Raw genomic sequence first — 22,218 nt, forward strand, 5'->3', positions numbered from 1 at the left:
CACCGTTCCCCACGGCCTCCGGCTTGTCCGGTTTTCGCCGCTGTTGTGGGTCCAAAAGGCATGCTCCTACCGCGAGTTGGGCGCCATGTCCGATTGCGTACCGAACGGACGGTGTTGCTCCGCTCAGGCGAGAGCGAAGTCCGGATAACGGGAACCCGGCCCTCACATCACGGTTGCGCATCCATTCATCTGCGGGTCTGGCGGCTGATCGCAGCGCCGATGAAGACTCCCCACCCAAGAGCCGGTCAGTCCTCCGAGACCCGGTTCGTCTCATCGCGTTTCGCTTGTGGCTTTGCCTCGCACTTCCCGCAGTTCCTGCACCTCAACACGCGTCCCGCGTGTCACCACGCACTCCGAGCGCCACTCCGCACCAACGCCGCCACAGCGGCGGGCATGGGCCGGCAACCCGTCGGCCGAGAGGGGTCCCCACCACGATGACGGCACCACTGCATGACACGAGCGCGGAAGCACCCGCACCCGTGTCCGTAGCCGACGTCCCTGCCAAGGCCATCGAAGGCCGCTCGCCCGGCCGCATCGCCTGGATGCGGCTCAAGCGCGACAAGGTCGCGCTGACCGGCGGCGTGGTCGTGATCTTCCTGATCCTGGTGGCGGTCTTCGCACCGCAGATCGTGAGCCTGCTGGGCCACCCGCCCAACGAGTTCCACGAGGACTTGATCGACCCGGACCTGGGCACGCCGCTCGGCTCCTTCGGCGGCATGAGTTCCGACTACCTGCTCGGCGTCGAACCCACTAACGGGCGCGACGTGTTCAGCCGGATCGTCTACGGCGCACGCATCTCCCTGGTCGTCGCCTTCCTGTCGGCCTTCGTGTCGGTCACGATCGGCAGCCTGCTCGGCGCGCTCGCCGGGTTCATCGGCGGCTGGGTCGACGGCGTCATCAGCCGCCTGATGGACCTGCTGCTCGCCTTCCCGCAGCTGCTGTTCACCATCGCCCTGGTGTCCGTCGTGCCCAACTCCCTCTGGGGGTTCTCGGGTTCGGGCGTCCGGATGGGCGTGCTGATCGTCGTCATCGGCTTCTTCGGCTGGCCGTACATCGGCCGCATCGTGCGAGGCCAGACGATCTCCCTGCGGGAGCGCGAGTACGTCGAGGCGGCGCGCAGCCTCGGTGCCGGCCGCGGCTACATCCTGATCAAGGAGCTGCTGCCCAACCTGGTGGCGCCGATCCTCGTCTACTCGACGCTGCTCATCCCGACCAACATCCTGACGGAGGCGGCCCTCAGCTTCCTCGGCGCCGGCGTCAAACCGCCCACCGCCTCCTGGGGAAAGATGCTGTCCGACGCCATCCCCATCTACCAGGACGACCCCGCGTACATGGTGGTCCCCGGTATCACGATCTTCATCACCGTCCTGGCGTTCAACCTCTTCGGGGACGGGCTGCGTGACGCACTCGACCCCAAGGGCAGCTGAACCGCTTCATCGATTCACCCACCAATGGAGGTTGGACCAACGTGATCCGCAGAAAGCAGGCATTCGCGATCACCGCCGTGATCGCCGCCCTGTCCCTGACCGCCGCGTGCGGTGGCAGTGACGGCGACAAGAAGACCGAGGGCAAGGGCGCCGGCGGCGCCGCGTTCAACGCGGCCACCACCGGCATGGTGAACCCGTCGGACGCCAAGGGCGGAGAGCTCAAGCTCTGGTCGCCGCAGGACGTGGACTACCTCGACCCGGCGCGTGCCTACTACGGCTTCGTGTGGGACATCCAGCGCCTCTACGTGCGCCAGCTGCTCGCGTACGACAGCAAGCCGGGCAAGGACGGCAGCAAGCTCGTCCCGGACCTCGCCGAGGGCCTGCCCGTCCTGAGCAACGAGGGCAAGACATACACCCTCAAGATCAAGGACGGCGTGAAGTTCGAGGACGGCACGCCGATCACCTCGAAGGACTTCAAGTACGGCATCGAGCGCGTCTTCGCGCAGGACGTGCTGTCGGGCGGTCCCACGTACCTGATCGACCTGCTCGACCAGGGCCAGAAGTACCCCGGCCCGTACAAGGACACCGACGCCAACAAGATGGGCCTGAAGTCCGTCGAGACGCCGGACGACAAGACGATCGTCTTCAACCTGGCGAGCGCCAACTCCGACTTCAGCTACCTGCTGGCCATGCCGTCCTCCTCGCCGGTCCCGGCGGCCAAGGACACGGGCGCCACGTACACCAACAAGCCGGTCTCCACCGGCCCGTACAAGGTCGAGAGCTTCACCGCGAGCAAGGGCGCGACCTTCGTCCGCAACGAGAACTGGGACCCGAAGACCGACACGATCCGCAAGGGTCTGCCGGACAAGGTCTCCTTCACGGTGACCACCAACCCGGACGACATGGACGCGCGTCTGCTCTCGGGCGACATCGACCTCGCCATCGACGGCACGGGCATGCAGCAGGCCGGCAAGAACAAGGTCCTCAAGGACGAGAACCTCAAGAAGAACGCGGACAACCCGTTCACGGGCTACATCCGCTACTTCGCCTTCCCGACCACGGTCGCGCCGTTCGACAACGTCGAGTGCCGCAAGGCCGTCATCTACGCGGCCGACCCGAAGTCCCTGCAGACCGCCCGCGGCGGCCCGACCAGCGGTGACCTCGGCGCGAACATGCTGCCGCCCGGCATCCCCGGCTCCGACAAGAGCTACGACCCGTGGAACCTGACCAAGGGCGAGCCGCAGGAGGCCAAGGCCAAGGAGGCCCTCAAGGCCTGTGGCAAGCCGGACGGGTTCGAGACCACCATCGCGGTCCGCAACAACCGCGCCCCTGAGGTCAAGACCGCCGAGTCCCTCCAGGCGTCGCTCGCCAAGGTCGGCATCAAGGTCACCATCGACCAGTACGACGGCAAGCTCTCCTCCTCCGTGATCGGTTCGCCCGAGAACGTGAAGAAGAAGGGCTACGGCATCATCGTGATGGGCTGGGGCGCCGACTACAACTCCGGCTCGGGCTTCCTCCAGCCGCTCGTCGACGGCAAGTTCATCCAGCCGAACGGCAACAACAACTACACCGAGATCAACGACCCGGAGATCAACGAGCTCTTCAAGACGGCTGCTGCCGCCGCGACTCCGGAAGCTGCTGCTCCGTTCTACACGGACATCAACAAGAAGGTCATGGAGAAGGCGCTCTACCTTCCCATCAACTTCGACAAGGCCTTCGTCTACCACAACCCGCGTCTGACGAACGTCTACTTCAACGACTCCATGGGCAAGATCGACCTGGCCACCGTCGGCATCGCCGCCAAGTAGTCGAGTCGTCGAGTCGTCACGTAACAACAGGCAAGTGCCTTCACCGCACATGCGCTAGTCCGAAGGGCAGGTGAAGGCCGCAGGCGGCGGCTGCCGTCCCCACGAGGGACGGCAGCCGCCCGCCCCGGGCGGCCGACTGCAGTGCTCGTCTACCTCATACGGCGGCTGTTCAACGTCGTCGCCACGCTGCTGGTGGTCTCCGTGGTCACCTTCGGCATCTTCTTCGCGGTCCCCAAGATCACAGGCAGCGACCCGGCCCTCATGTACGCCGGCCGCGAGACCAACGAGACCGCCCTGGCGGGCATCCGCGTGAAGATGGGCTTCGACAAGCCCATCTCCGAGCAGTACCTGACCTTCGTCAAGGGCATCTTCGCCGGCCGCGACTACGACGGCGGCACGGATATCACCCACTGCGCCGCCCCCTGCTTCGGCTATTCCTTCAAGACCGAGGCCCCCGTCTGGGAGACCATGGTCGACCGCATGCCGGTCACCCTCTCGCTCGCCCTCGGCGCGGCGGTCATCTGGGTGATCGCCGGCGTGGCCACGGGCGTGGTCTCGGCGCTCAAACGCCGCACCGCCATCGACCGCACCGTCATGGTCGGCGCCCTCGCCGGCGTCTCCCTGCCGATCTTCTTCACCGGCATGGTGGCCCCCGCGATCTTCGTCTACAGCCTCGGCTGGCTGGACGTCTCCAACTACAGACCCCTGACCGAGGACCCGCTGGCCTGGCTCAACAGCATGATCCTCCCCTGGATCACCCTGGCCTTCCTCTTCGCCGCCACCTACGCCCGCATCACCCGCGCCACGATGCTGGAAGTGCTCGGCGAGGACTACATCCGCACCGCCCGGGCCAAGGGGCTCAAGGAGAGCGTGGTCATCCGCAAGCACGCCCTGCGCTCCACCCTCACCCCGATCGTCACGATGTTCGGCCTGGACCTCGGCGGACTCCTCGGCGGCGCGGTGCTCACCGAGACGACCTTCAACTTCCAGGGTCTGGGGACGGCGGCCGTCGCCGCCATCGGCCAGGGCGACCTTCCCGTGATCATGGGCGTCACCCTGCTCGCCGCGCTCTTCGTGGTGATGGCCAACCTGATCGTGGACCTGCTGTACGCCGTCATCGACCCGCGCGTGAGGCTGACGTGACCGAGAACCCCACCACCGGCAGCGGGCCCGCGTTCGTGCCCGAACAGGCCGGGCCGCCGGCCGACGGCGCCTTCCTGTCCGTCCGCGACCTCAAGGTGCACTTCCCGACCGACGACGGCCTCGTGAAGTCCGTCGACGGGCTCTCCTTCGACCTGGAGCGCGGCAAGACCCTCGGCATCGTCGGGGAGTCCGGCTCCGGCAAGTCGGTGACCTCGCTGGCCATCATGGGCCTGCACCGCACCGGCAACGCCCGCAGCCGCCCGCACATCTCTGGCCGGGTCGTGCTCGACGGCGAGGACCTCGTACAGGCCGACGCCGACCACGTGCGCAGGCTGCGCGGCCGCAAGATGGCCATGGTCTTCCAGGACCCGCTGTCCGCGATGCACCCGTACTACTCGGTCGGCAAGCAGATCGTCGAGGCGTACCGCACCCACCACGACGTCGACAAGAGGACCGCCCGCACCCGCGCGGTCGAGATGCTCGACCGGGTCGGCATCCCCGAGCCCCACCGGCGCGTGGACGCGTACCCGCACGAGTTCTCCGGCGGCATGCGCCAGCGCGCGATGATCGCGATGGCGCTCGTCAACAACCCGGAACTGCTCATCGCGGACGAGCCGACCACCGCCCTCGACGTCACCGTCCAGGCGCAGATCCTCGACCTGATCCGCGACCTGCAGAAGGAGTTCGGCTCCGCGGTCATCATGATCACGCACGACCTCGGCGTCGTCGCGGAGATGGCCGACGAGATCCTCGTGATGTACGGCGGCCGCTGTGTCGAGCGCGGCACCGCGGAGAAGGTCTTCTACGAACCCCGCCACCCCTACACCTGGGGCCTGCTCGGCTCCATGCCGCGCATCGACCGCGATCAGACCGAGCGCCTGATCCCGGTCAAGGGCTCGCCGCCCAGCCTCATCAACATCCCGAGCGGCTGCGCCTTCAACCCGCGCTGCCCGTACGCCGACATCCCCAAGGGCGGCATCACCCGCACCCAGCGGCCCGAGCTCACCGAGGACGACAGCCGGCACTGGTCCGCCTGCCACATGTCGCAGGAGGAGCGGACCCGGATCTGGACCGAAGAGATTGCGCCGAAGCTGTGACCGACATGAAGAAGGACTCCGCGGCCAAGGACTCCGCTGCCATGGGCTCCGCGGCCGAGGGCTCCGCGGCCGAGGAGCAGCCGCTGCTGAAGGTGACCGGCCTGGTCAAGCACTTCCCCATCAACAAGGGGCTGCTGCGCAGGCAGGTCGGGGCCGTCAAGGCCGTGGACGGCATCGACTTCGATGTCCGGCGCGGTGAGACGCTGGGCGTGGTCGGCGAGTCCGGCTGCGGCAAGTCGACGATGGGCCGGCTGATCACCCGCCTGCTGGAGCCCACGGGCGGCACGGTGGAGTTCGAGGGGCGCGACATCACGCACCTCGGGGTCGCCGGGATGCGGCCGCTGCGCCGCGACGTGCAGATGATCTTCCAGGACCCGTACGGCTCGCTGAACCCGCGGCACACCGTCGGCACCATCGTCAGCGCCCCCTTCAAGCTCCAGGGCGTCGAGCCGGAGGGCGGGCTGAAGGCGGAAGTGCAGCGGCTCCTCTCGCTGGTGGGCCTCAACCCGGAGCACTACAACCGCTACCCGCACGAGTTCTCGGGCGGCCAGCGCCAGCGCATCGGCATCGCCCGCGCGCTGGCCCTCAAGCCGAAGCTGGTCGTCGCCGACGAGCCGGTGTCGGCGCTGGACGTGTCGATCCAGGCCCAGGTGGTCAACCTGCTGGACGACCTCCAGGAGGAGCTCGGCCTCACGTACGTGATCATCGCGCACGACCTGTCGGTCATCCGGCACGTGTCGGACCGCATCGCGGTGATGTACCTCGGCAAGATCGTGGAGCTGACCGACCGCAAGTCGCTGTACGAGAACCCGATGCACCCGTACACGAAGGCGCTGCTGTCGGCCGTGCCGGTGCCGGACCCGCGCCGGCGCGGCGCGAAGAGCGGCCGCATCCTGCTCAAGGGCGACGTCCCGTCCCCGATCTCGCCGCCGACCGGGTGCCGCTTCCACACGCGGTGCTGGAAGGCCACGCAGATCTGCACGACGCAGGAACCGCCGATGCTGGCCCTGGCCACGGGTCACCAGGTGGCCTGCCACCACCCGGAGAACGCCCCGGACCAGGCCCCCGGTGACGCGGCCCTGCCGGGTGCCGCGGAAGCGGTGGCAACCGTCTCGAGCTGACCCCGCCGCCCCGGCCCGCACCCCCACGGGGCCGGGGCCCGACCCGCCGCCCCGGCCCGCCCCCGCGGAGCCGGGCCCCGGCGTTCCCACCCCGCCGCCCCCGGCCCGTTCCGCGCACGGCGTTCCCCCAGCCGTGCCCGGCCCGTTCCGCAGGGCGTTTCCACCCCCACCGCGCCCGGCCCGTTCCGCGTCGCGGGCTGGCCCGTGCCCTCCGGTGCCGGGGGCCCGTTCCGGGCCGGCCGGCGCCCCCAATACGGACCCGCCCCCGCGGCCTGCGCCGCCTACGCGACCCGTACCGTGCCGCCGGCGCCGGGCCTCCTGGGCCGGGCCTCCTGGGCCGGGCCTCCTGGGCCGTGCCGCCTGCGCCGGGCCTCCTGCGCGGCTTGCGCGCCTGCACCGCCTGCCACGGCCCGCCCCCGCCGGGCCGCCCGCGCGGCCTGCGCCGCCCGCGGCGCCCGTGCCGCCCCCGCCGGGCCCGGCCCGTTTCGCGCCGCGGGCTTGCCCGTGCTCTCTGGTGCCGGGGGCCCCTTCCGGGCCGGACGGCGCCTCCGATACGTGACCGCCCCCGCCGCCTGCGCGGCCGTACCAGGCCGTCTGCGCCGGGCCGCCCCCGCCGGGCCGCCTGCGCCGGGCCGCCTGCGTGGCGTGCGCCGCCCGTGCCACCCATGCTCGTCCGGGCCGCCCCCGTAGAGCCGGGGCCCGGCGTTTCCGTCGCCGCCGGGCCCGGCCCTTCCGCGCCGCGGGCTTGCCCGTGCTCTTCGGCGCCGGGGGCCGTTCCGGGCCGGCCGGCGCTCCCCATAGGGGACCGCCCCCGCCGCCTGCGCGGCCTGCGCCGCCCGGGCCGCCGGCGCCGGGCCTCCCGGGCCGGGCCGCCCCCGCCGGGCCTGCGCGGCTTGCGCGCCTGCACCGCCTGCCCGGGCCCGCCCCCGCCGGGCCGCCTGCGCGGCCTGCGCCGCCCGCGCCTGGGCGCAGCGGTTCGGGTGGGGTCGGCGGCGTGGCCGGCCCGGGTCGTCCCGCCGGCTGGGCGGGGCGGGCCGTCAGGGCGCCGGCCAGGCGAATGGCACGATGGGGCCGTGCTCCACGATCTCTTCCCGCCCGGGATCCAGCATGCCCTGGACCTCGCCGGCATCTTCGTCTTCGCCACCGCGGGCGCCCTGCTCGCCGTCCGCAAGAACTTCGACGTCTTCGGCATCTGCGTGCTCGCCCTGGTCACCGCCCTGGGCGGCGGCCTCTTCCGCGACCTCGTCATCGGCGCCGTCCCGCCCGCAGCCTTCGGCGAGCTCAGCTTCTTCGTGACCCCCCTGATCGCCACGGTCATCGTCTACTTCCTCCACCCCGAGGTGCAGCGGATCAACCGTGCCATCAACGTCCTCGACGCCGCCGGCCTCGGCCTGTTCAGCGTGACCGGCACGACCAAGGCGTACGAGTACGGCCTCGGGCTCACGGCGTCCGCCGCCCTCGGCGTGGCCACCGCCGTCGGCGGCGGCGTCCTGCGCGACGTCCTGGCCAACGAGGTCCCGTCGCTGCTGCGCGACCGCGAGATGTACGCCGTCCCCGCCCTCGTCGGCGCCGCGATGGTGGCCCTGTCCATCGCCTTCGAGAGCCTCAACGCCGTGACCACCGGGCTCGCGATCGTCACCACCTTCCTGCTCCGGCTCCTCGCCATGCGCTACCACTGGCGGGCCCCGCTGGCCTGGAACCGCCGCTCCTCGGTGGCCGAAGAGCCGTAACCAGCACGTCACAAACAAAAGCTACCGCTTAGTAGCTTCGCGTTGTAGTGTCGAATTCATGGCATACGCAGCGGCCCAGGCATCCATCGGCGACAGCGAGTTCGACCGCGACACCACCGTCACCGCACGCGCGGGCGAGCCCGGGGTGTACGACACCGAGCTCTCCGCCGGGTGGACGATCATCACCGCCGTCAACGGCGGCTACCTGCTGGCCCTGGTCGGCCGGGCCCTGTCGGCGGCCCTGCCGCACCCGGACCCGTTCACCGTCTCCGCGCACTACCTGACCTCGTCGGTCCCCGGCCCCGCCGTGATCCGCACCGAGGTCGTCCGGGTCGGGCGCACCCTCTCCACCGGCCAGGCCTCCCTCTTCCAGTACGACGAGAGCGGCGCCGAGATCGAGCGGATCCGGGTCGTCGCCTCGTACGGCGACCTCGCCTCCCTCCCGGACGACGTCCGCACCACGGCGGTCCCGCCGGTGATCCCGCCGTACGAGGACTGCCTCGGCCCGGAGGCCGGCCCGGCCCCGATCCCCGGCAGCAACGCGATCGTGGACCGGCTCCGGCTGCGGCTGGACCCGGCGACGGCGGGCTGGGCACTCGGCGCGCCGTCCGGGAAGGGCGAGATGCGGGCCTGGTTCGAGCTGGCCGACGGCCGTGACGCGGACCCGCTGTCGATGCTGCTCGCGGTGGACGCGCTGCCGCCGACCTGCTTCGACCTGGGGCTGATGGGCTGGAGCCCGACCATCGAGCTCACCACCCACATCCGCCGCCGCCCGGCTCCGGGCCCGCTGCGGATCTCCATCACCACCCGGAACCTGGCCGGCGGCTTCCTGGAGGAGGACGCCGAGGTCTGGGACTCCGCGAACCACCTGGTGGCCCAGTCCCGCCAGCTGGCCCGCGCCCCCCGCTGACGCTCCGCCCCCGCTGACGCTCCGCCCCCGCCGACGCTCCGCCTCGACCCCGCCCGGGGCCCCGCAACCACGGGGCCCCGGCAGCCACGGATCCCGCGGCGCCCGGGCCGGCGGCGGGCGCGGCGGGCGGGTCGGGGCGCGCCGGGCGGGCGAGCCGCGCCACCGCGCCGGGAGGGGTGGGGGCACGCGGGGTCCGCTGGCCGGGAGCGGGCTCGTAGAATCAGGGGATCATGGCCTACCTCGACCACGCCGCCACCACCCCGATGCTCCCGGAGGCCGCTGCGGCGATGACCGCGCAGTTCGCCGCCACGGGTAACGCGTCCTCCCTCCACGCCGCCGGCCGCCGGGCCCGCCGTACCGTCGAGGAGGCCCGCGAGGCCCTCGCCGAGGCCCTCGGCGCCCGCCCGAGCGAGGTGGTCTTCACCGCGGGCGGCACGGAGGCCGACAACCTCGCCGTCAAGGGCCTCTACTGGGCCCGCCACGACCAGGACCCCGCCCGGACCCGGGTGCTCGCCAGCCCCGTCGAGCACCACGCCGTCCTCGACGCCGTCCACTGGCTCGGCGAGCACGAGGGCGCCCGCGTCGAGTACCTGCCCGTCGACCGCTACGGCCGCGTGCACCCCGAGGACCTCCGCGAAGCCATCGAGCGCAACCCCGACGACGTGGCCCTGGCCACCGTCATGTGGGCCAACAACGAGATCGGCACCGTGATGCCGGTCCGCGGACTCGCCGCCGTGGCAGGCGAGTTCGGCATCCCCCTGCACTCCGACGCCGTCCAGGCCTTCGGGCAGCTCGACGTCCGCTTCGGTGACAGCGGCCTCGCCGCGATGACCGTCAGTGCCCACAAGATCGGCGGCCCCTACGGCATCGGGGCGCTGCTGCTCGGCCGCGACCAGAGCCCCGTACCCGTCCTGCACGGCGGCGGCCAGGAGCGGCACGTACGCTCCGGGACCCTCGACGTACCCGCCATCGCGGCCTTCGCGGTGGCGGCCGTGATCGCCGCCGAACGGCGCGAGCGGTTCGCCACCGGGATCGGCGCGCTGCGCGACGAACTGGTCGCCGCCGTCCTGCGGGAAGTGCCCGACGCCGTCCTCGGCGGCGACCCCGACGACCGGCTCCCGGCCAACGCGCACTTCAGCTTCCCCGGCTGTGAGGGGGACTCGCTGCTGCTCCTGCTCGACGCGCAGGGCATCGAATGCTCCACGGGCTCGGCCTGCACCGCCGGCGTGGCCCAGCCCAGCCACGTCCTGCTGGCCACCGGCACCGACCCGCAACTGGCCCGCGGCACCCTGCGCTTCTCCCTCGGCCACACCTCCACCAAGGAGGACGTCGCGGCCGTCGCCGCCGCGATCGGACCGGCCGTGGCCCGCGCCCGCACGGCAGGCCTCAGCTAGCCCCGCTCCCGCACGGCAGGCCTCAGCTAGCCCCGCCCCCGCATCAGCGGGGCGTCGCCGCCAGCTCCGCGCGGACCAGGCCCAGGTAGCGGTTCCAGTCCCAGTGGGGGCCCGGGTCCGTGTGGTCGGCGCCCGGGACCTCGGAGTGCCCCAGTATGTGCGTCCGGTCCACGGGTATCCCGTACCTGCGGCAGACATCGGCGGCCAGCCGGGCCGAGGCCGCGTACAGCGCGTCCGTGAAATCCTGCGGCCGGTCCACGAAGCCCTCGTGCTCGATGCCCACGCTGCGCTCGTTCATCGAGCGGTTGCCCGAGTGGAAGGCGACGTCCAGCTCGCGCACCATCTGCTCGATGCGGCCGTCCTGACCGACTATGTAGTGCGCCGACGCCTGGTGCCACGGGTTCTTGAACGCGTCCACCGAGGACGCGAAGCTGCCCTGTGTGACGTGCACGACGATCCGGTCCACCCGGTAGTCGTCGGGCCGGTCCGCCCTGCGCCAGTTCGCCGGCGAGGCCGCCGTCCAGCCCACGCCCGCATGGTCCACCGCGCCCTCCTGCCGCGGTTTGTCCACCCCCGGCAGCAGCCACCAGGCACGCCGCAGATCGTCCTGCCCGGCGATCGCCGCCACCGTGAGGATCCCGAGCCCCCCGAACAGCACCGCCCGGCGCGTCCTGCGCGGCGCGGCCTTCGGCGCCCCCTCGGCCCTGCTTCCCATGTGATCCACCCCCCGTACCCGACAACGCGCTGTGACCCCGGCCGGTTCCCCCGTACCCTGGACGGTGCTATGACTGAGAACCTGCCGCGCACCGCCCGCCCCCTCCGCGTCCTGGCCGCCATGTCCGGCGGTGTGGACTCCGCCGTCGCCGCCGCCCGCGCGGTCGAAGCGGGGCACGACGTGACCGGCGTCCACCTCGCCCTGTCCGCGAACCCGCAGTCCTTCCGGACCGGGGCCCGCGGCTGCTGCACCATCGAGGACTCCCGCGACGCCCGCCGCGCCGCCGACGTCATCGGCATCCCGTTCTACGTCTGGGACCTCGCCGAGCGCTTCCGTGAGGACGTCGTCGAGGACTTCATCTCCGAGTACGAGGCCGGGCGCACCCCCAACCCCTGCCTGCGCTGCAACGAGAAGATCAAGTTCGCGGCCCTGCTGGACAAGGCCCTCGCCCTCGGCTTCGACGCCGTCTGCACCGGCCACTACGCCACCGTCGTCCTGAACGAGGACGGCACCCGCGAGCTGCACCGCGCCTCCGACATGGCCAAGGACCAGTCGTACGTCCTCGGCGTCCTCGACGAGAAGCAGCTCGCCCACGCCCTCTTCCCGCTCGGCGACACCCTCACCACCAAGGAGGAGATCCGCGCCGAGGCCGAGGAGCGCGGCCTGGCCGTCGCGAAGAAGCCCGACAGCCACGACATCTGCTTCATCGCCGACGGCGACACCCAGGGCTTCCTCGCGAACCGCCTCGGCAAGGCCGAGGGTGACATCGTCGACGGGGCGACCGGCGAGAAGGTCGGCACCCACGACGGCGCCTTCGGCTTCACCATCGGCCAGCGCAAGGGCCTGCGCATCGGCCACCCCGCCCCCGACGGCAAGCCGCGCTACGTCCTCGACATCTCGCCGGTGAACAACACCGTCACCGTCGGCCCCGCCGAGGCCCTCGACGTCAGCGCACTGACCGCGATCCGCCCCCGCTGGTGCGGTTCCACGGCCGCCGCCCCCGGAACGTACACCGCGCAGCTGCGCGCCCACGGCGGCGAGACCGAGGTCTTCGCCGAGCTCGTGGACGGCGAGCTGCGCGTCCGCTTCGCGGAGCCGGTCCGCGGCGTGGCCCCGGGTCAGGCCATCGTGCTCTACGACGGAACCCGCGTGGTCGGCTCCGCCACCATCGCGACCACCACCCGGGCCGCGGCCACGACGGTCTGACCCCGCCGCCGCCCCGGGTGCGGCAACATCCTGCGACTTCTCCCGGGCCCGGCCCGCCGGGGCCCGGGGTGTCGCGCGAGGCGCGTCCTAGACGACCGTCAGGACGATCTTGCCGGTGGTCCGGCCGCGCTCGCCGATCTCGTGGGCCTCGCCGGCCCGCTCCAGCGGCAGCACCGTGTCGATCAGGGGCTTGAGCAGGCCCTGGTCGGCGAGGGCGGCGATCTCCTCCAGCCCCTTCAGGTCCGGCTCCACCAGGACCCAGGAGGTGTGCACGCCCTGCGGGTCGGCCGGGAGGCCGTCCGGGCCGGGCAGGGTCACCAGGTGCCCGCCGGGCTTGAGCACCTTCAGCGAGCGCTGCCCGTAGTCCCCGCCGATGGCGTCGATCACGACGTCCACGTCGCTGACGGCGTCCTCGAAGTCGGTGGTGCGGTAGTCGATCACCTCGTCGGCGCCCAGCTCGCGCAGCAGCCCGTGCTTGCCCGCGCTCGCGGTGCCGATCACGTACGCGCCGCGCGCCTTGGCGATCTGCACCGCCAGGTGGCCGACCCCGCCGGCCGCCGCGTGGACCAGCACGCGCTGCCCGGCCGAGACCCCGGCCGTGTCCACCAGCGCCTGCCAGGCGGTCAGCGCCGCCAGCGGCAGTGCGGCCGCCTGCACGTGGTCCAGTGCGGCGGGCTTGCGGGCGAAGTGCCGGGTGGGGGCGACCACGAACTCGGCGTAGCCGCCGGCCTGCCGCGGGAAGTGCGGCATCCCGTACACCTCGTCGCCCGCCCGGTACAGCGTCACGCCCGGCCCGACCGCCTCGACGGTGCCCGACACGTCCCAGCCGACCATCGGGACCTCGCCCCAGCCGATCAGACCGCCGCTGGCCCGGGTCTTCCAGTCCACCGGGTTCACCCCGGCCGCGTGGACCCGTACCAGGATCTCGTTCAGACCGGGCTCGGGCCGGTCCGCCTCGACCTCGGTGAGGACCTCGGGTCCGCCCCACTGGCTGACGACGACGGCGCGCATAACTGTCTCCTTCATTGCTTTCCGTACCGGTTTCCCCGGCCGATGCACTCAGCTTGGCCGCCCTCGGGCCCGCATGGTGTTGGCCGTACGGCCACCATGTGACAGGATCTGGCCATGCCCGCTTTGCATCGAATCGCCGTACTCGCCCTCGAAGGCGTCGCCCCGTTCGAGCTCGGCATGCCCTCACGCGTCTTCGGCAACGCCCGCGCCGAGGACGGCAGCGCCCTGTACGAGGTCGCCGTCTGCACCGCCGACGGGCAGCCCGTGAACAGCGACGCCGGTTTCTCCGTCGGCGTCACCGCCGGTCCGGAGGCGCTCGCCGCGGCCGACACCGTGATCGTCCCGCCCACCCACGCCATGCCCGGCCTGCTGCGCGGCGAGCCCCTGCCGCAGGCCCTCGTCGACGCCCTCGCCCGCATCCGCCCCGGCACCCGCATCGTGTCGATCTGCACCGGCTCCGAGGTGCTCGCCGCCGCCGGGCTCCTCGACGGGCGGGCAGCCACCACGCACTGGGAGCACGCGCCCGAGTTCCAGCGCGCCTTCCCGCGCGTCAGGCTCGACGAGGACGTCCTCTTCGTCGACGACGGCGACATCCTCACCTCGGCCGGAGTGGCCGCCGGCATCGACCTCTGCCTCTACCTGATCCGCGCCGACCACGGCACCGCCGCCGCCAACCGCGCCGCGCGGCTGTGCGTCGTGCCGCCCTGGCGCGACGGCGGGCAGGCCCAGTACATCGACCGGCCCGTCCCCGAGCCCACCGTCGCCACCACCACCGCCACCCGCGCCTGGGCCCTGGAACGGCTCGCCGAACCGGTCACCCTGGCCGAGCTGGCCGCCCACGCCCGGATGAGTCTGCGGACCTTCACCCGGCGCTTCCGCGACGAGGTCGGCATGACGCCGGTGCAGTGGCTCACCGTCCAACGGCTCGAAGTGGCACGCCAGTTGCTGGAGTCGAGCGACCTGCCGGTCGACCTCGTCGCGCACCGGTCCGGCTTCGGTTCCGCCAACTCGCTGCGCCAGCACATGCGGACCGCCCTCGGCATCTCGCCGATCGCCTACCGCCGGACCTTCCGGCCCGGCGCCCCGGTGCCGGCCCACGCATGACCCCGGACGTCATGGCCTTCGCCGCCGCGGCTTGAGAGGATCGGGGCAACCAGCCGATCCCGTACGGCACTTGACGCCACTGGAGGCCGCGACCATGACCGCATACGCCATCGCCCACCTGCGGCCCGGAGCCGTGAACGAGGACGTCCTGCGCTACATCGAGGAGATCCAGTCCACGATGGACCCCTTCGAGGGCCGCTTCCTCGTCCACGGAGCGCAGGCCGAGGTCATGGAAGGCCCCTTCCCCGGCACCGTCGTGGTCCTCGGCTTCCCGGACATCGAGCGCGCCCGCGCCTGGTACGCCTCCCCGGCCTACCAGGCCCTCGCCCCGCTGCGCACCCGCCACATCCCCGGCGAGCTCATCCTGGTCGACGGCGTCCCGCCGGGCTACGACGCCTCGAAGACGGCGGCGGCCCTGCGCGCCGAAGCGGGCCTGTGATGAGCCACCCCGCCGTCCACGCCCTCGCGGGCGCCCACAGCGGGGCGGCCGGTCGTGGCGGCGGCCCCGGGGGCCCTGGTCGGGCATGCGGAGCCGCCCGGCCGTCACCGCCGGGCGGGCGGCAGCCGTGGGCGTCGTGATCGGGGCGGCCCACCGCGCGGCCCGGGAGGGCTGACCGGGCCGCTGACCGGGGCCGGGGCAGCGCGCCGGGGGTGCGAGCATGGAGCGTATGGCTACTCACCTGATCACCGGTGCCGGCGCGGGCATCGGCGCCGCCGTCGCCGCGCGCCTCCACGCCCGCGGCGACGACCTCGTCCTGCTCGCCCGCGACGCCGCCCGCGGCAAGCAGCTCGTCGAGCGCTACCCCGGCTCCCGCGCGCTCGTCGGCGACCTCTCCGACCCCGACCGGCTGTCGTGGGCCTTCTCCAAGCAGCCCGTCCCGGAGCGGATCGACTCGCTCCTGCACATCGCCGGGATCGTCGACCTCGGCCCGGTCGGCGAGCTGCGCCCCAAGACCTGGCACCAGCAGCTCAACGTGAACCTGATCGCCCCCGCCGAGGTCACCCGGCTGCTGCTGCCCACCCTGCGCGCCTCCAAGGCCACCGTGGTCTTCGTGAACTCCGGCGCCGGCCTCACCGCCCACGCCGACTGGAGCGCGTACGCCGCCTCCAAGCACGGTCTGAAGGCCTTCGCCGACTCGCTGCGCGCCGAGGAGAGGCAGAACGGCATCCGGGTCACCTCCGTCTACCCGGGGCGCACCGCGACCGCCATGCAGGCCAAGGTCCACTCGCAGGAGGGCAAGGAGTACGACCCCTCCGCCTGGATCGACCCCGAGTCCGTGGCGACCACGATCGTGATGGCCCTCGACCTGCCGCGCGACGCCGAGGTCCACGACCTCACCGTGAGGCCGGGCCGATGAGCGCGTCGGCCACCGGTGTCGGATCCCTGCCCGGCGGCGACGCCCGCGAGGCCGCCAAGACCGCCACCGGGTCCTTCGAGGAGTTCCCGTACCTCCCCGAACTGCCCGCCCGCGGACCCGGCGCGGACATGATCGGCCGTTCCCTCGGGCTGCTCGTCGACCTGTACGCCCACGTCGAGCCCAGCGGCTGGCGGATCAGCGACCGTCCCGGCCGTGACACGCGGCGCGCCCGGTCCTGGCTCGGCGAGGACCTCGACGCCCTGGAGGAGTTCACCCAGGGGTACGAGGGGAAGCTCAAGATCCAGGCGGTGGGTCCGTGGACGCTGGCCACCGCCCTGGAGCTGCACGGCGGCGAGGCCGTGCTCCAGGACGCCGGTGCCTGCCGCGACCTGGCCGGATCGCTCGCCGAAGGCCTGCGCGACCACCTGGCCGACGTACGGCGGCGCATCCCCGGCGCCGAGATCGTGCTCCAGTTCGACGAGCCGTCCCTGACCGCCGTGCTGCTCGGCCGCGTACGGTCCGCAAGCAAGTACCGGACGTACCGGGCCGTGGACCGGCAGGTCGTCGAGGCCACCCTGCGCGAGCTGTTCGCCGTGCACGACGGGGAGGTCGTCGTCCACTCCTGCGCGCCCGGGGTGCCCTTCGGGCTGCTGCGGCGGGCCGGCGCCACCGGCGTGTCGTTCGATTTCTCGTTGCTCACCGAGCGCGAGGACGACGCCCTCGGCGAGGCCGTCGAAGGGGGCGTGAAACTCTTCGCCGGAGTGGTACCGGGCACCGACACCCCATTGTCGGACCCTGCCGGTAGCGTCATGGGTGTCAGGGAGCTTTGGCGCAGGCTGGGGCTGGCTCCGGGGACTCTCGCCGAGTCCGTCGTGGTCACCCCGGCGTGCGGTCTGGCGGGCGCCTCGCCCGCCTACGCCCGCGCGGCGCAGGCGCACTGCGCCAGGGCGGCGAAGTCGCTCGCCGACAACCCTGAGTGACGAAACAGTCGGGCCACGGGAGGACAAGGGCATGGCAGCCGAACAGAAGCAGGCCGGCGACGGCACGGCCGCACCGGCGGCGGTGCGCGAGCAGCACGCGCTGCTGGCCGAGCAGGTCGAGGAGCACCGCTTCCGGTACTACGTGAACGACCAGCCGGTCGTCAGCGACGCCGAGTTCGACAAGCTGCTGCGCTCGCTGGAGGCGCTGGAGGACCAGTACCCGGAGCTGCGCACGCCCGACTCGCCCACCCAGAAGGTGGCCGGGGCGTACGCGACGGACTTCGCGTCCGTCGAGCACCGCGAGCGCATGCTCTCCCTCGACAACGCCTTCGACGACGAGGAGTTGGCGGCCTGGGCCGAGCGGGTGGCCCGGGACGTCAACACCCCCGATTTCCACTACCTGTGCGAGCTCAAGGTGGACGGCCTCGCCGTCAACCTCACGTACGAGAAGGGCCGCCTCACGCGGGCGGCCACCCGGGGCGACGGCCGCACCGGCGAGGACATCACCCCCAACGTGCGCACCATCGCGGACGTCCCGGACCGCCTCAGGGGCGACCGGATCCCCGAGCTCGTCGAGATCCGCGGCGAGGTCTTCTTCCCGATGGAGAAGTTCGAGGAGCTCAACGCCCGGCTCGTCGAGGCCGGCGACAAGCCGTTCGCCAACCCCCGCAACGCGGCGGCCGGTTCGCTGCGCCAGAAGGACCCGAAGGTCACCGCCACCCGCCCGCTGCACATGGTGGTGCACGGCATCGGCGCCCGCCAGGGCTTCGACATCGACAAGCTGAGCCACGCGTACGAGCTGCTCAGCGAGTGGGGCCTGCCCACGGCCCGGCACAACAAGGCGGTGTCCACGCTTGAGGAGGTCCGCGATTTCATCGCCCACTTCGGCGAGAACCGGCACTCCGTGGAGCACGAGATCGACGGCGTCGTCGTCAAGCTCGACGAGATCCCGCTCCAGGGCCGCCTGGGGTCCACGGCCCGTGCCCCGCGCTGGGCGATCGCCTGGAAGTACGCCCCCGAAGAGGTCAACAGCAAGCTGATCGACATCAAGGTCGGCGTCGGCCGTACCGGTCGCGTGACCCCGTACGCGCAGGTGGAGCCGGTGACGGTGGCCGGCTCGGAGGTCGAGTTCGCGACCCTGCACAACCAGGAGGTCGTCAAGGCCAAGGGCGTGCTCATCGGGGACACCGTCGTCCTGCGCAAGGCCGGCGACGTCATCCCGGAGATCCTCGGCCCGGTGGTGGACCTGCGCGACGGCACGGAGCGGGAGTTCGTCATGCCGGCCGAGTGCCCCGAGTGCGGGACCGCGCTGCGGCCGATGAAGGAGGGCGACATCGACCTCCGCTGCCCCAACGCCCAGACGTGCCCCGCCCAGTTGCGCGAGCGGCTGTTCTACCTGGCCGGCCGCCAGTGCCTGGACATCGAGAACTTCGGCGCGGTGGCCGCGGCGGCGCTCACCAACCCGCTGGAGCCGGCCGAGCCCCCGATGCTCGACGAGGGCGACCTGTTCAGCCTCACCATCGAGCAGCTCCTGCCCATCAAGGCGTACGTCCTGGACGGCGACAGCGGGCTGCCCAAGCACGACCCGAAGACCGGCAAGGAGAAGATCGTCACGGTCTTCGCCAACCAGAAGGGCGAGCCGAAGAAGAACGCCCTGGCCATGCTGGAGAACATCGCGGCCGCCAAGGACCGCCCGCTGGCCCGCTTCATCAACGGCCTGTCGATCCGTCACGTGGGCCCCGTCGCGGCGCAGACACTGGCCCGCGAGTTCCGCTCCGTCGAGCGGATCGAGCAGGCCACCGAGGAGGAGCTCGCCGCCACCGAGGGCGTCGGGCCCATCATCGCGGCGGCGGTCAAGGAATGGTTCGCCGTCGACTGGCACCAGGAGATCCTGCGCAAGTGGCGGGCGGCCGGGGTACGGCTGGAGGAGGAGGGTTCAGGCGAGGAGGAGGGGCCGCGCCCGCTGGAGGGCCTGACCGTCGTCGTCACCGGCACTTTGCAGAGCCACACCCGGGACGGTGCGAAGGAGGCCTTGCAGAGCCGCGGGGCCAAGGTGACCGGGTCCGTCTCGAAGAAGACCTCCTTCGTCGTGGTCGGTGAGAACCCGGGCTCCAAGTACGACAAGGCCGTGCAGCTGAAACTGGCCATCCTCGACGACGCGGGTTTCGCGGTCCTCCTCGAACAGGGCCCCGACGCGGCGCGCGCGGCGGCGCTCCCGCTGGACGACGGCGGCGCGGCGGAGTAGCGAAGGCGAACGGATGCGCGGTGCGCGGCCGTACGGGCGGGCGCACGCCGGGCGCAACACCCGGGGGTAAAAGGCCGGTACAGGGCTGTTCGCAGGGCGCAGACCTGTCGGATCATCGGACGGGCGACCCGGGGGTCCTGGTCCCAACTCACCCGTTCGGCGGATACCGTACTGATGAGGATGGCCGGGTCGCATTCGGGCAACCGCCGCCGACCGCTGCCCCTGGGAGCCTCTCGCGTCCTACTGTTGAGGGGGGCACCTGTCGTGCACGGCTGCGTGATGCGCTTCCGGCCGTGATGGCATGACATCGGGGCCATCGCGTGGCATCGGCATTGCCGGCTGTGAGAGGGACGGGCATGAAACCCACCGAAAGCGCCGACCCGTCACCTGATGTCGGCGGGGAGATCCCGTCCATGCGGACGGGCCGGTTCGGCGTCCGGGGACCCAGGACGCCTGACACCCGCCCGCTCGACGGCGGCACGGGATCGGGACGGGCGGCGCAGCGCACCGTGCTGCCCGTCGTCGTCGTGGGCCTGGCCGCCGTGCTCCTCGCGGCCGGCATCGTCTCCGCGCTGAGTGGCCGTCACGCCCTGTTCCCCGCAGGCCCGGTCGGCTGGGCGCTCGCCCTGCTGACCGGCATCATCGTCGGCCACCTCGTCGCACTGGGCCGCGACCGCTGGTGGGGCGGCACCGGATCGGGCGCCGCCCTCACCCTCGGCGTGCTCGTCCTCTACGGGTGGGTGCCCGCCGGACTGGTCTCGCTCGCGGTGGTCACCCTGGTCGGGGCCGCGCGCCGGCACCGCTGGCGGCAGGGGCTGCTGCACGGCGCCACCGACATCCTCGGCATCGGTGCGGGCGCCCTCGTCCTCTCCGCGTTCGGCGAGGCGCCGACGGTGGAGAGCCCGTGGCGGCCCACCACCTGGGGGCTGGAGGCGGCGCCCGAGATCGCCCTGGTGGCCCTCGCCTACCTGCTGGTCACCAAGGTGCTGCTGTGGCTCGCGCTGACCCCGCGCGGCGGGGCACTGCCCACCGTCGCCCGCACGGCCCTGCTCCGACAGGCCTTAGTGGCCGTAGCCCTGCTCGGCATCGCCCCGCTGATCTGTGTCGTCGCCGTGACGCAGCCGGTGCTGCTGCCGCTGTTCGCCGTACCGCTGATCGCACTGGACTCCACCCTGTGGATCGCCCGGGCGCGTGCCGAGGAGCAGCTGCGCGACCCGCTGACGGGCCTGCCGAACCGGCAGTGGCTGCTGGAGCGGGCGTGGTCCGCCCTGGACGAGGCTGAACGTTTGGGCACCCGGTCAGCTCTTGTGCTGATCGACCTGGACCGCTTCCGCGCCGTCAACGACACGCTCGGCCACCTCGCAGGCGACCGGCTGCTGCTCCAGATCGCCGACCGGCTGCGCCAGGCCCTGCCCGAGGACGCCGAGGCCGCGCGCCTCGGCGGCGACGAGTTCGCCGTACTGCTGCCCGTCGCCGACTCCACCACCAGCGCCCAGCGGGTCGCCCGCCACCTCGTGGCCGAGCTGAGCTCGCCCCTGGACCTGGACGGCCTCACCCTCGTCCTGGAGGCCAGCGCGGGCCTCGCCGTCTTCCCCGACCACGCACTGGACGCGGAGGGGCTGCTGCGCCGCGCCGACGTCGCGATGTACCAGGCGAAGCGGGACCGCACCGGCGTGGAGGTGTACGAGTCCAAGCGCGACAGCAACACGCCCGACCGCCTCGGCCTCCTGGGAGACCTGCGCCGCGCCCTCGACGCCGGCGAAGTGGAACTCCACTACCAGCCCAAGGTCCGCTTCGACGGCCAGGTCGCCGGGCTCGAAGCCCTGGTGCGCTGGGTCCATCCGGAGCGCGGCCGGGTGTCACCGGACGAGTTCATCGCGATCGCCGAGACCTCGGGGCTGATGCCCCACCTCACCGAGTACGTGCTGGAGACGGCCCTCGCCCAGGTGGCGCGCTGGCGGGCACAGGGCCTGAAGGTCCCGGTGGCCGTGAACGTCTCGCCGCGCGACGTCCACACGCCCGGCTTCGCGGGCGCCGTCGCGGCCCGGCTGGCCCGGCACGGCGTCCCCGCCAGCGGCCTCCAGCTGGAGATAACGGAACACGTCCTGCTGGAGGACCCGCAGCGGGCCGCCGACACCATGGCGGGCCTGACCGGCCACGGCGTGAAGATGTCGCTCGACGACTTCGGCACGGGCTACTCCTCCCTGGTCCACCTGAGGCGGCTGCCGGTCAGCGAGCTGAAGATCGACCGCTCGTTCGTGGCGCGGCTCGCCGTGGACGCACAGGACGCGGAGATCGTCCGCTGCACCGTCGACCTGGCGCACTCGCTGGGGCTGCTCGTCGTCGCCGAGGGCGTGGAGGACGACGAGACCTGGGAGCGCCTGCGCGACCTGGGCTGCGACGCCGTCCAGGGCTGGCTCGTCGCGGCCGCCATGCCCCCGCAGGAGGCCACGGCCTGGCTCCTGGCCCGCGGCGAACGCGGCTGGCGCCGCCCGGCGGACATCACGGCGGAACTGGCGGCCTCCCCGGCCCCGGCGGAAACCCCGGCCCAGTAGCCGGCGCCGGGTCCGGGGGACCCCCGGGGGGAAACGGTTTCGTGGGTCCGGGGCCCGGCCCCATAGGATTGGGCACGAAACTACACACTCACCACCCCCAGAGGATCGCTGCATGCCTGGCATCACGCGCGAGGAGGTCGCCCACCTCGCTCGGCTGGCACGTCTGGAACTGAAGAGCGAAGAGCTCGACCACTTCGCCGGACAGCTCGACGACATCATCGGCGCGGTCGCCCGCGTTTCCGAGGTCGCCGACCAAGACGTCCCGCCGACCTCCCACCCGCTGCCGCTGACGAACGTCATGCGCGCGGACGAGGTCCGACCGTCGCTCACCCCCGAGCAGGCGCTTTCCGGCGCTCCCGCCCAGGAGCAGCAGCGTTTCAAGGTGCCGCAGATCCTGGGGGAGGACTAACAACC

General features: G+C 72.3%; 18 protein-coding genes. 16 read left to right on the top strand and 2 right to left on the bottom strand.

Features of this window, described 5'->3' with window-relative positions; translation table 11 throughout:
* The first annotated feature begins 434 nt into the window (after nt 1-434).
* From ACIPK4_RS05595 to ACIPK4_RS05630, 8 genes are all read left to right on the top strand, one after another.
* A complete protein-coding gene (locus ACIPK4_RS05595; protein ID WP_054224594.1) occupies nt 435-1,427 on the top strand; it encodes an ABC transporter permease in 993 nt (330 codons plus the stop codon).
* A 41-nt stretch (nt 1,428-1,468) separates the two neighbouring features.
* The gene (locus ACIPK4_RS05600; RefSeq protein ID WP_054224595.1) at nt 1,469-3,235 is read left to right on the top strand and encodes an ABC transporter substrate-binding protein; all 1,767 of its coding nucleotides are present in this window, start codon (nt 1,469-1,471) and stop codon (nt 3,233-3,235) included.
* Nucleotides 3,236-3,376: 141 nt separating this feature from the next.
* Nucleotides 3,377-4,378 carry an ABC transporter permease gene (locus ACIPK4_RS05605; RefSeq protein ID WP_402309468.1) on the top strand — a complete coding sequence of 334 codons (1,002 nt, stop codon included), beginning with the start codon at nt 3,377-3,379 and terminating at the stop codon, nt 4,376-4,378.
* Nucleotides 4,379-4,413: 35 nt separating this feature from the next.
* Nucleotides 4,414-5,475, top strand: coding sequence for an ABC transporter ATP-binding protein (locus ACIPK4_RS05610; protein ID WP_402309734.1), 1,062 nt, complete (start codon nt 4,414-4,416; stop codon nt 5,473-5,475).
* A 41-nt stretch (nt 5,476-5,516) separates the two neighbouring features.
* Entirely contained in the window at nt 5,517-6,596 is a 1,080-nt protein-coding gene (locus tag ACIPK4_RS05615) for an ABC transporter ATP-binding protein (RefSeq protein ID WP_402309736.1), read from the top strand.
* A 1,073-nt stretch (nt 6,597-7,669) separates the two neighbouring features.
* A complete protein-coding gene (locus ACIPK4_RS05620) occupies nt 7,670-8,326 on the top strand; it encodes a trimeric intracellular cation channel family protein (protein WP_402309469.1) in 657 nt (218 codons plus the stop codon).
* Nucleotides 8,327-8,384: 58 nt separating this feature from the next.
* Nucleotides 8,385-9,236 (top strand): thioesterase family protein, encoded by an 852-nt coding sequence (locus ACIPK4_RS05625; protein ID WP_402309471.1) that lies wholly within the window; start codon nt 8,385-8,387, stop codon nt 9,234-9,236.
* 230 nt (nt 9,237-9,466) lie between these two features.
* A complete protein-coding gene (locus ACIPK4_RS05630) occupies nt 9,467-10,630 on the top strand; it encodes a cysteine desulfurase family protein (RefSeq protein WP_402309473.1) in 1,164 nt (387 codons plus the stop codon).
* Nucleotides 10,631-10,673: 43 nt separating this feature from the next.
* Here the strand turns inward: ACIPK4_RS05630 and ACIPK4_RS05635 are convergent, their stop codons facing one another.
* Nucleotides 10,674-11,345, bottom strand: coding sequence for an N-acetylmuramoyl-L-alanine amidase (locus ACIPK4_RS05635; RefSeq protein ID WP_402309475.1), 672 nt, complete (start codon nt 11,343-11,345; stop codon nt 10,674-10,676).
* Nucleotides 11,346-11,414: 69 nt separating this feature from the next.
* Between ACIPK4_RS05635 and mnmA the strand changes: the two genes are divergently transcribed.
* Nucleotides 11,415-12,551: a tRNA 2-thiouridine(34) synthase MnmA gene (gene mnmA, locus ACIPK4_RS05640; RefSeq protein ID WP_402309477.1), complete on the top strand. Its 1,137-nt coding sequence runs from the start codon at nt 11,415-11,417 to the stop codon at nt 12,549-12,551.
* Nucleotides 12,552-12,638: 87 nt separating this feature from the next.
* Here the strand turns inward: mnmA and ACIPK4_RS05645 are convergent, their stop codons facing one another.
* Nucleotides 12,639-13,562, bottom strand: a complete 924-nt coding sequence (locus ACIPK4_RS05645) for an NADP-dependent oxidoreductase (protein WP_402309478.1) — start codon at nt 13,560-13,562, stop codon at nt 12,639-12,641.
* 114 nt (nt 13,563-13,676) lie between these two features.
* Here ACIPK4_RS05645 and ACIPK4_RS05650 point away from each other — a divergent pair, with 114 nt between their 5' ends.
* The 7 genes from ACIPK4_RS05650 to gatC all read left to right on the top strand — a co-directional run bounded on the left by ACIPK4_RS05650 (nt 13,677) and on the right by gatC (nt 22,213).
* A complete protein-coding gene (locus ACIPK4_RS05650; RefSeq protein WP_402309480.1) occupies nt 13,677-14,666 on the top strand; it encodes a GlxA family transcriptional regulator in 990 nt (329 codons plus the stop codon).
* Between the two features lie 94 nt (nt 14,667-14,760).
* The gene (locus ACIPK4_RS05655) at nt 14,761-15,105 is read left to right on the top strand and encodes a DUF1330 domain-containing protein (protein WP_402309481.1); all 345 of its coding nucleotides are present in this window, start codon (nt 14,761-14,763) and stop codon (nt 15,103-15,105) included.
* 229 nt (nt 15,106-15,334) lie between these two features.
* Nucleotides 15,335-16,024, top strand: coding sequence for an SDR family oxidoreductase (locus ACIPK4_RS05660; RefSeq protein WP_402309482.1), 690 nt, complete (start codon nt 15,335-15,337; stop codon nt 16,022-16,024).
* Entirely contained in the window at nt 16,021-17,004 is a 984-nt protein-coding gene (locus tag ACIPK4_RS05665) for a methionine synthase (RefSeq protein WP_402309484.1), read from the top strand. The genes ACIPK4_RS05660 and ACIPK4_RS05665 overlap by 4 nt, the downstream gene beginning before the upstream one ends.
* Nucleotides 17,005-17,035: 31 nt before the next feature.
* Nucleotides 17,036-19,249, top strand: coding sequence for an NAD-dependent DNA ligase LigA (gene ligA, locus ACIPK4_RS05670; protein WP_402309486.1), 2,214 nt, complete (start codon nt 17,036-17,038; stop codon nt 19,247-19,249).
* A 356-nt stretch (nt 19,250-19,605) separates the two neighbouring features.
* Entirely contained in the window at nt 19,606-21,804 is a 2,199-nt protein-coding gene (locus tag ACIPK4_RS05675) for a putative bifunctional diguanylate cyclase/phosphodiesterase (RefSeq protein WP_402309488.1), read from the top strand.
* A gap of 112 nt (nt 21,805-21,916) precedes the next feature.
* Nucleotides 21,917-22,213, top strand: coding sequence for an Asp-tRNA(Asn)/Glu-tRNA(Gln) amidotransferase subunit GatC (gatC, locus tag ACIPK4_RS05680; RefSeq protein WP_007266718.1), 297 nt, complete (start codon nt 21,917-21,919; stop codon nt 22,211-22,213).
* Nucleotides 22,214-22,218 lie beyond the last annotated feature (5 nt).

The sequence above is a fragment of the Streptomyces sp. NPDC086989 genome (assembly GCF_044745505.1).
Taxonomy (GTDB): domain Bacteria; phylum Actinomycetota; class Actinomycetes; order Streptomycetales; family Streptomycetaceae; genus Streptomyces.

Bases quoted from the DNA above. Each gene is read 5' to 3' on its own strand.
- ACIPK4_RS05650 (WP_402309480.1), top strand. From the start codon at position 13,677: ATGCCCGCTTTGCATCGAATCGCCGTACTCGCCCTCGAAGGCGTCGCC.
- mnmA (WP_402309477.1), top strand. From the start codon at position 11,415: ATGACTGAGAACCTGCCGCGCACCGCCCGCCCCCTCCGCGTCCTGGCC.
- ACIPK4_RS05675 (WP_402309488.1), top strand. From the start codon at position 19,606: ATGAAACCCACCGAAAGCGCCGACCCGTCACCTGATGTCGGCGGGGAG.
- ACIPK4_RS05635 (WP_402309475.1), bottom strand. From the start codon at position 11,345: ATGGGAAGCAGGGCCGAGGGGGCGCCGAAGGCCGCGCCGCGCAGGACG.
- ACIPK4_RS05655 (WP_402309481.1), top strand. From the start codon at position 14,761: ATGACCGCATACGCCATCGCCCACCTGCGGCCCGGAGCCGTGAACGAG.
- ligA (WP_402309486.1), top strand. From the start codon at position 17,036: ATGGCAGCCGAACAGAAGCAGGCCGGCGACGGCACGGCCGCACCGGCG.
- ACIPK4_RS05630 (WP_402309473.1), top strand. From the start codon at position 9,467: ATGGCCTACCTCGACCACGCCGCCACCACCCCGATGCTCCCGGAGGCC.
- ACIPK4_RS05660 (WP_402309482.1), top strand. From the start codon at position 15,335: ATGGCTACTCACCTGATCACCGGTGCCGGCGCGGGCATCGGCGCCGCC.
- ACIPK4_RS05665 (WP_402309484.1), top strand. From the start codon at position 16,021: ATGAGCGCGTCGGCCACCGGTGTCGGATCCCTGCCCGGCGGCGACGCC.
- ACIPK4_RS05645 (WP_402309478.1), bottom strand. From the start codon at position 13,562: ATGCGCGCCGTCGTCGTCAGCCAGTGGGGCGGACCCGAGGTCCTCACC.
- ACIPK4_RS05595 (WP_054224594.1), top strand. From the start codon at position 435: ATGACGGCACCACTGCATGACACGAGCGCGGAAGCACCCGCACCCGTG.
- ACIPK4_RS05625 (WP_402309471.1), top strand. From the start codon at position 8,385: ATGGCATACGCAGCGGCCCAGGCATCCATCGGCGACAGCGAGTTCGAC.
- ACIPK4_RS05615 (WP_402309736.1), top strand. From the start codon at position 5,517: ATGGGCTCCGCGGCCGAGGGCTCCGCGGCCGAGGAGCAGCCGCTGCTG.
- gatC (WP_007266718.1), top strand. From the start codon at position 21,917: ATGCCTGGCATCACGCGCGAGGAGGTCGCCCACCTCGCTCGGCTGGCA.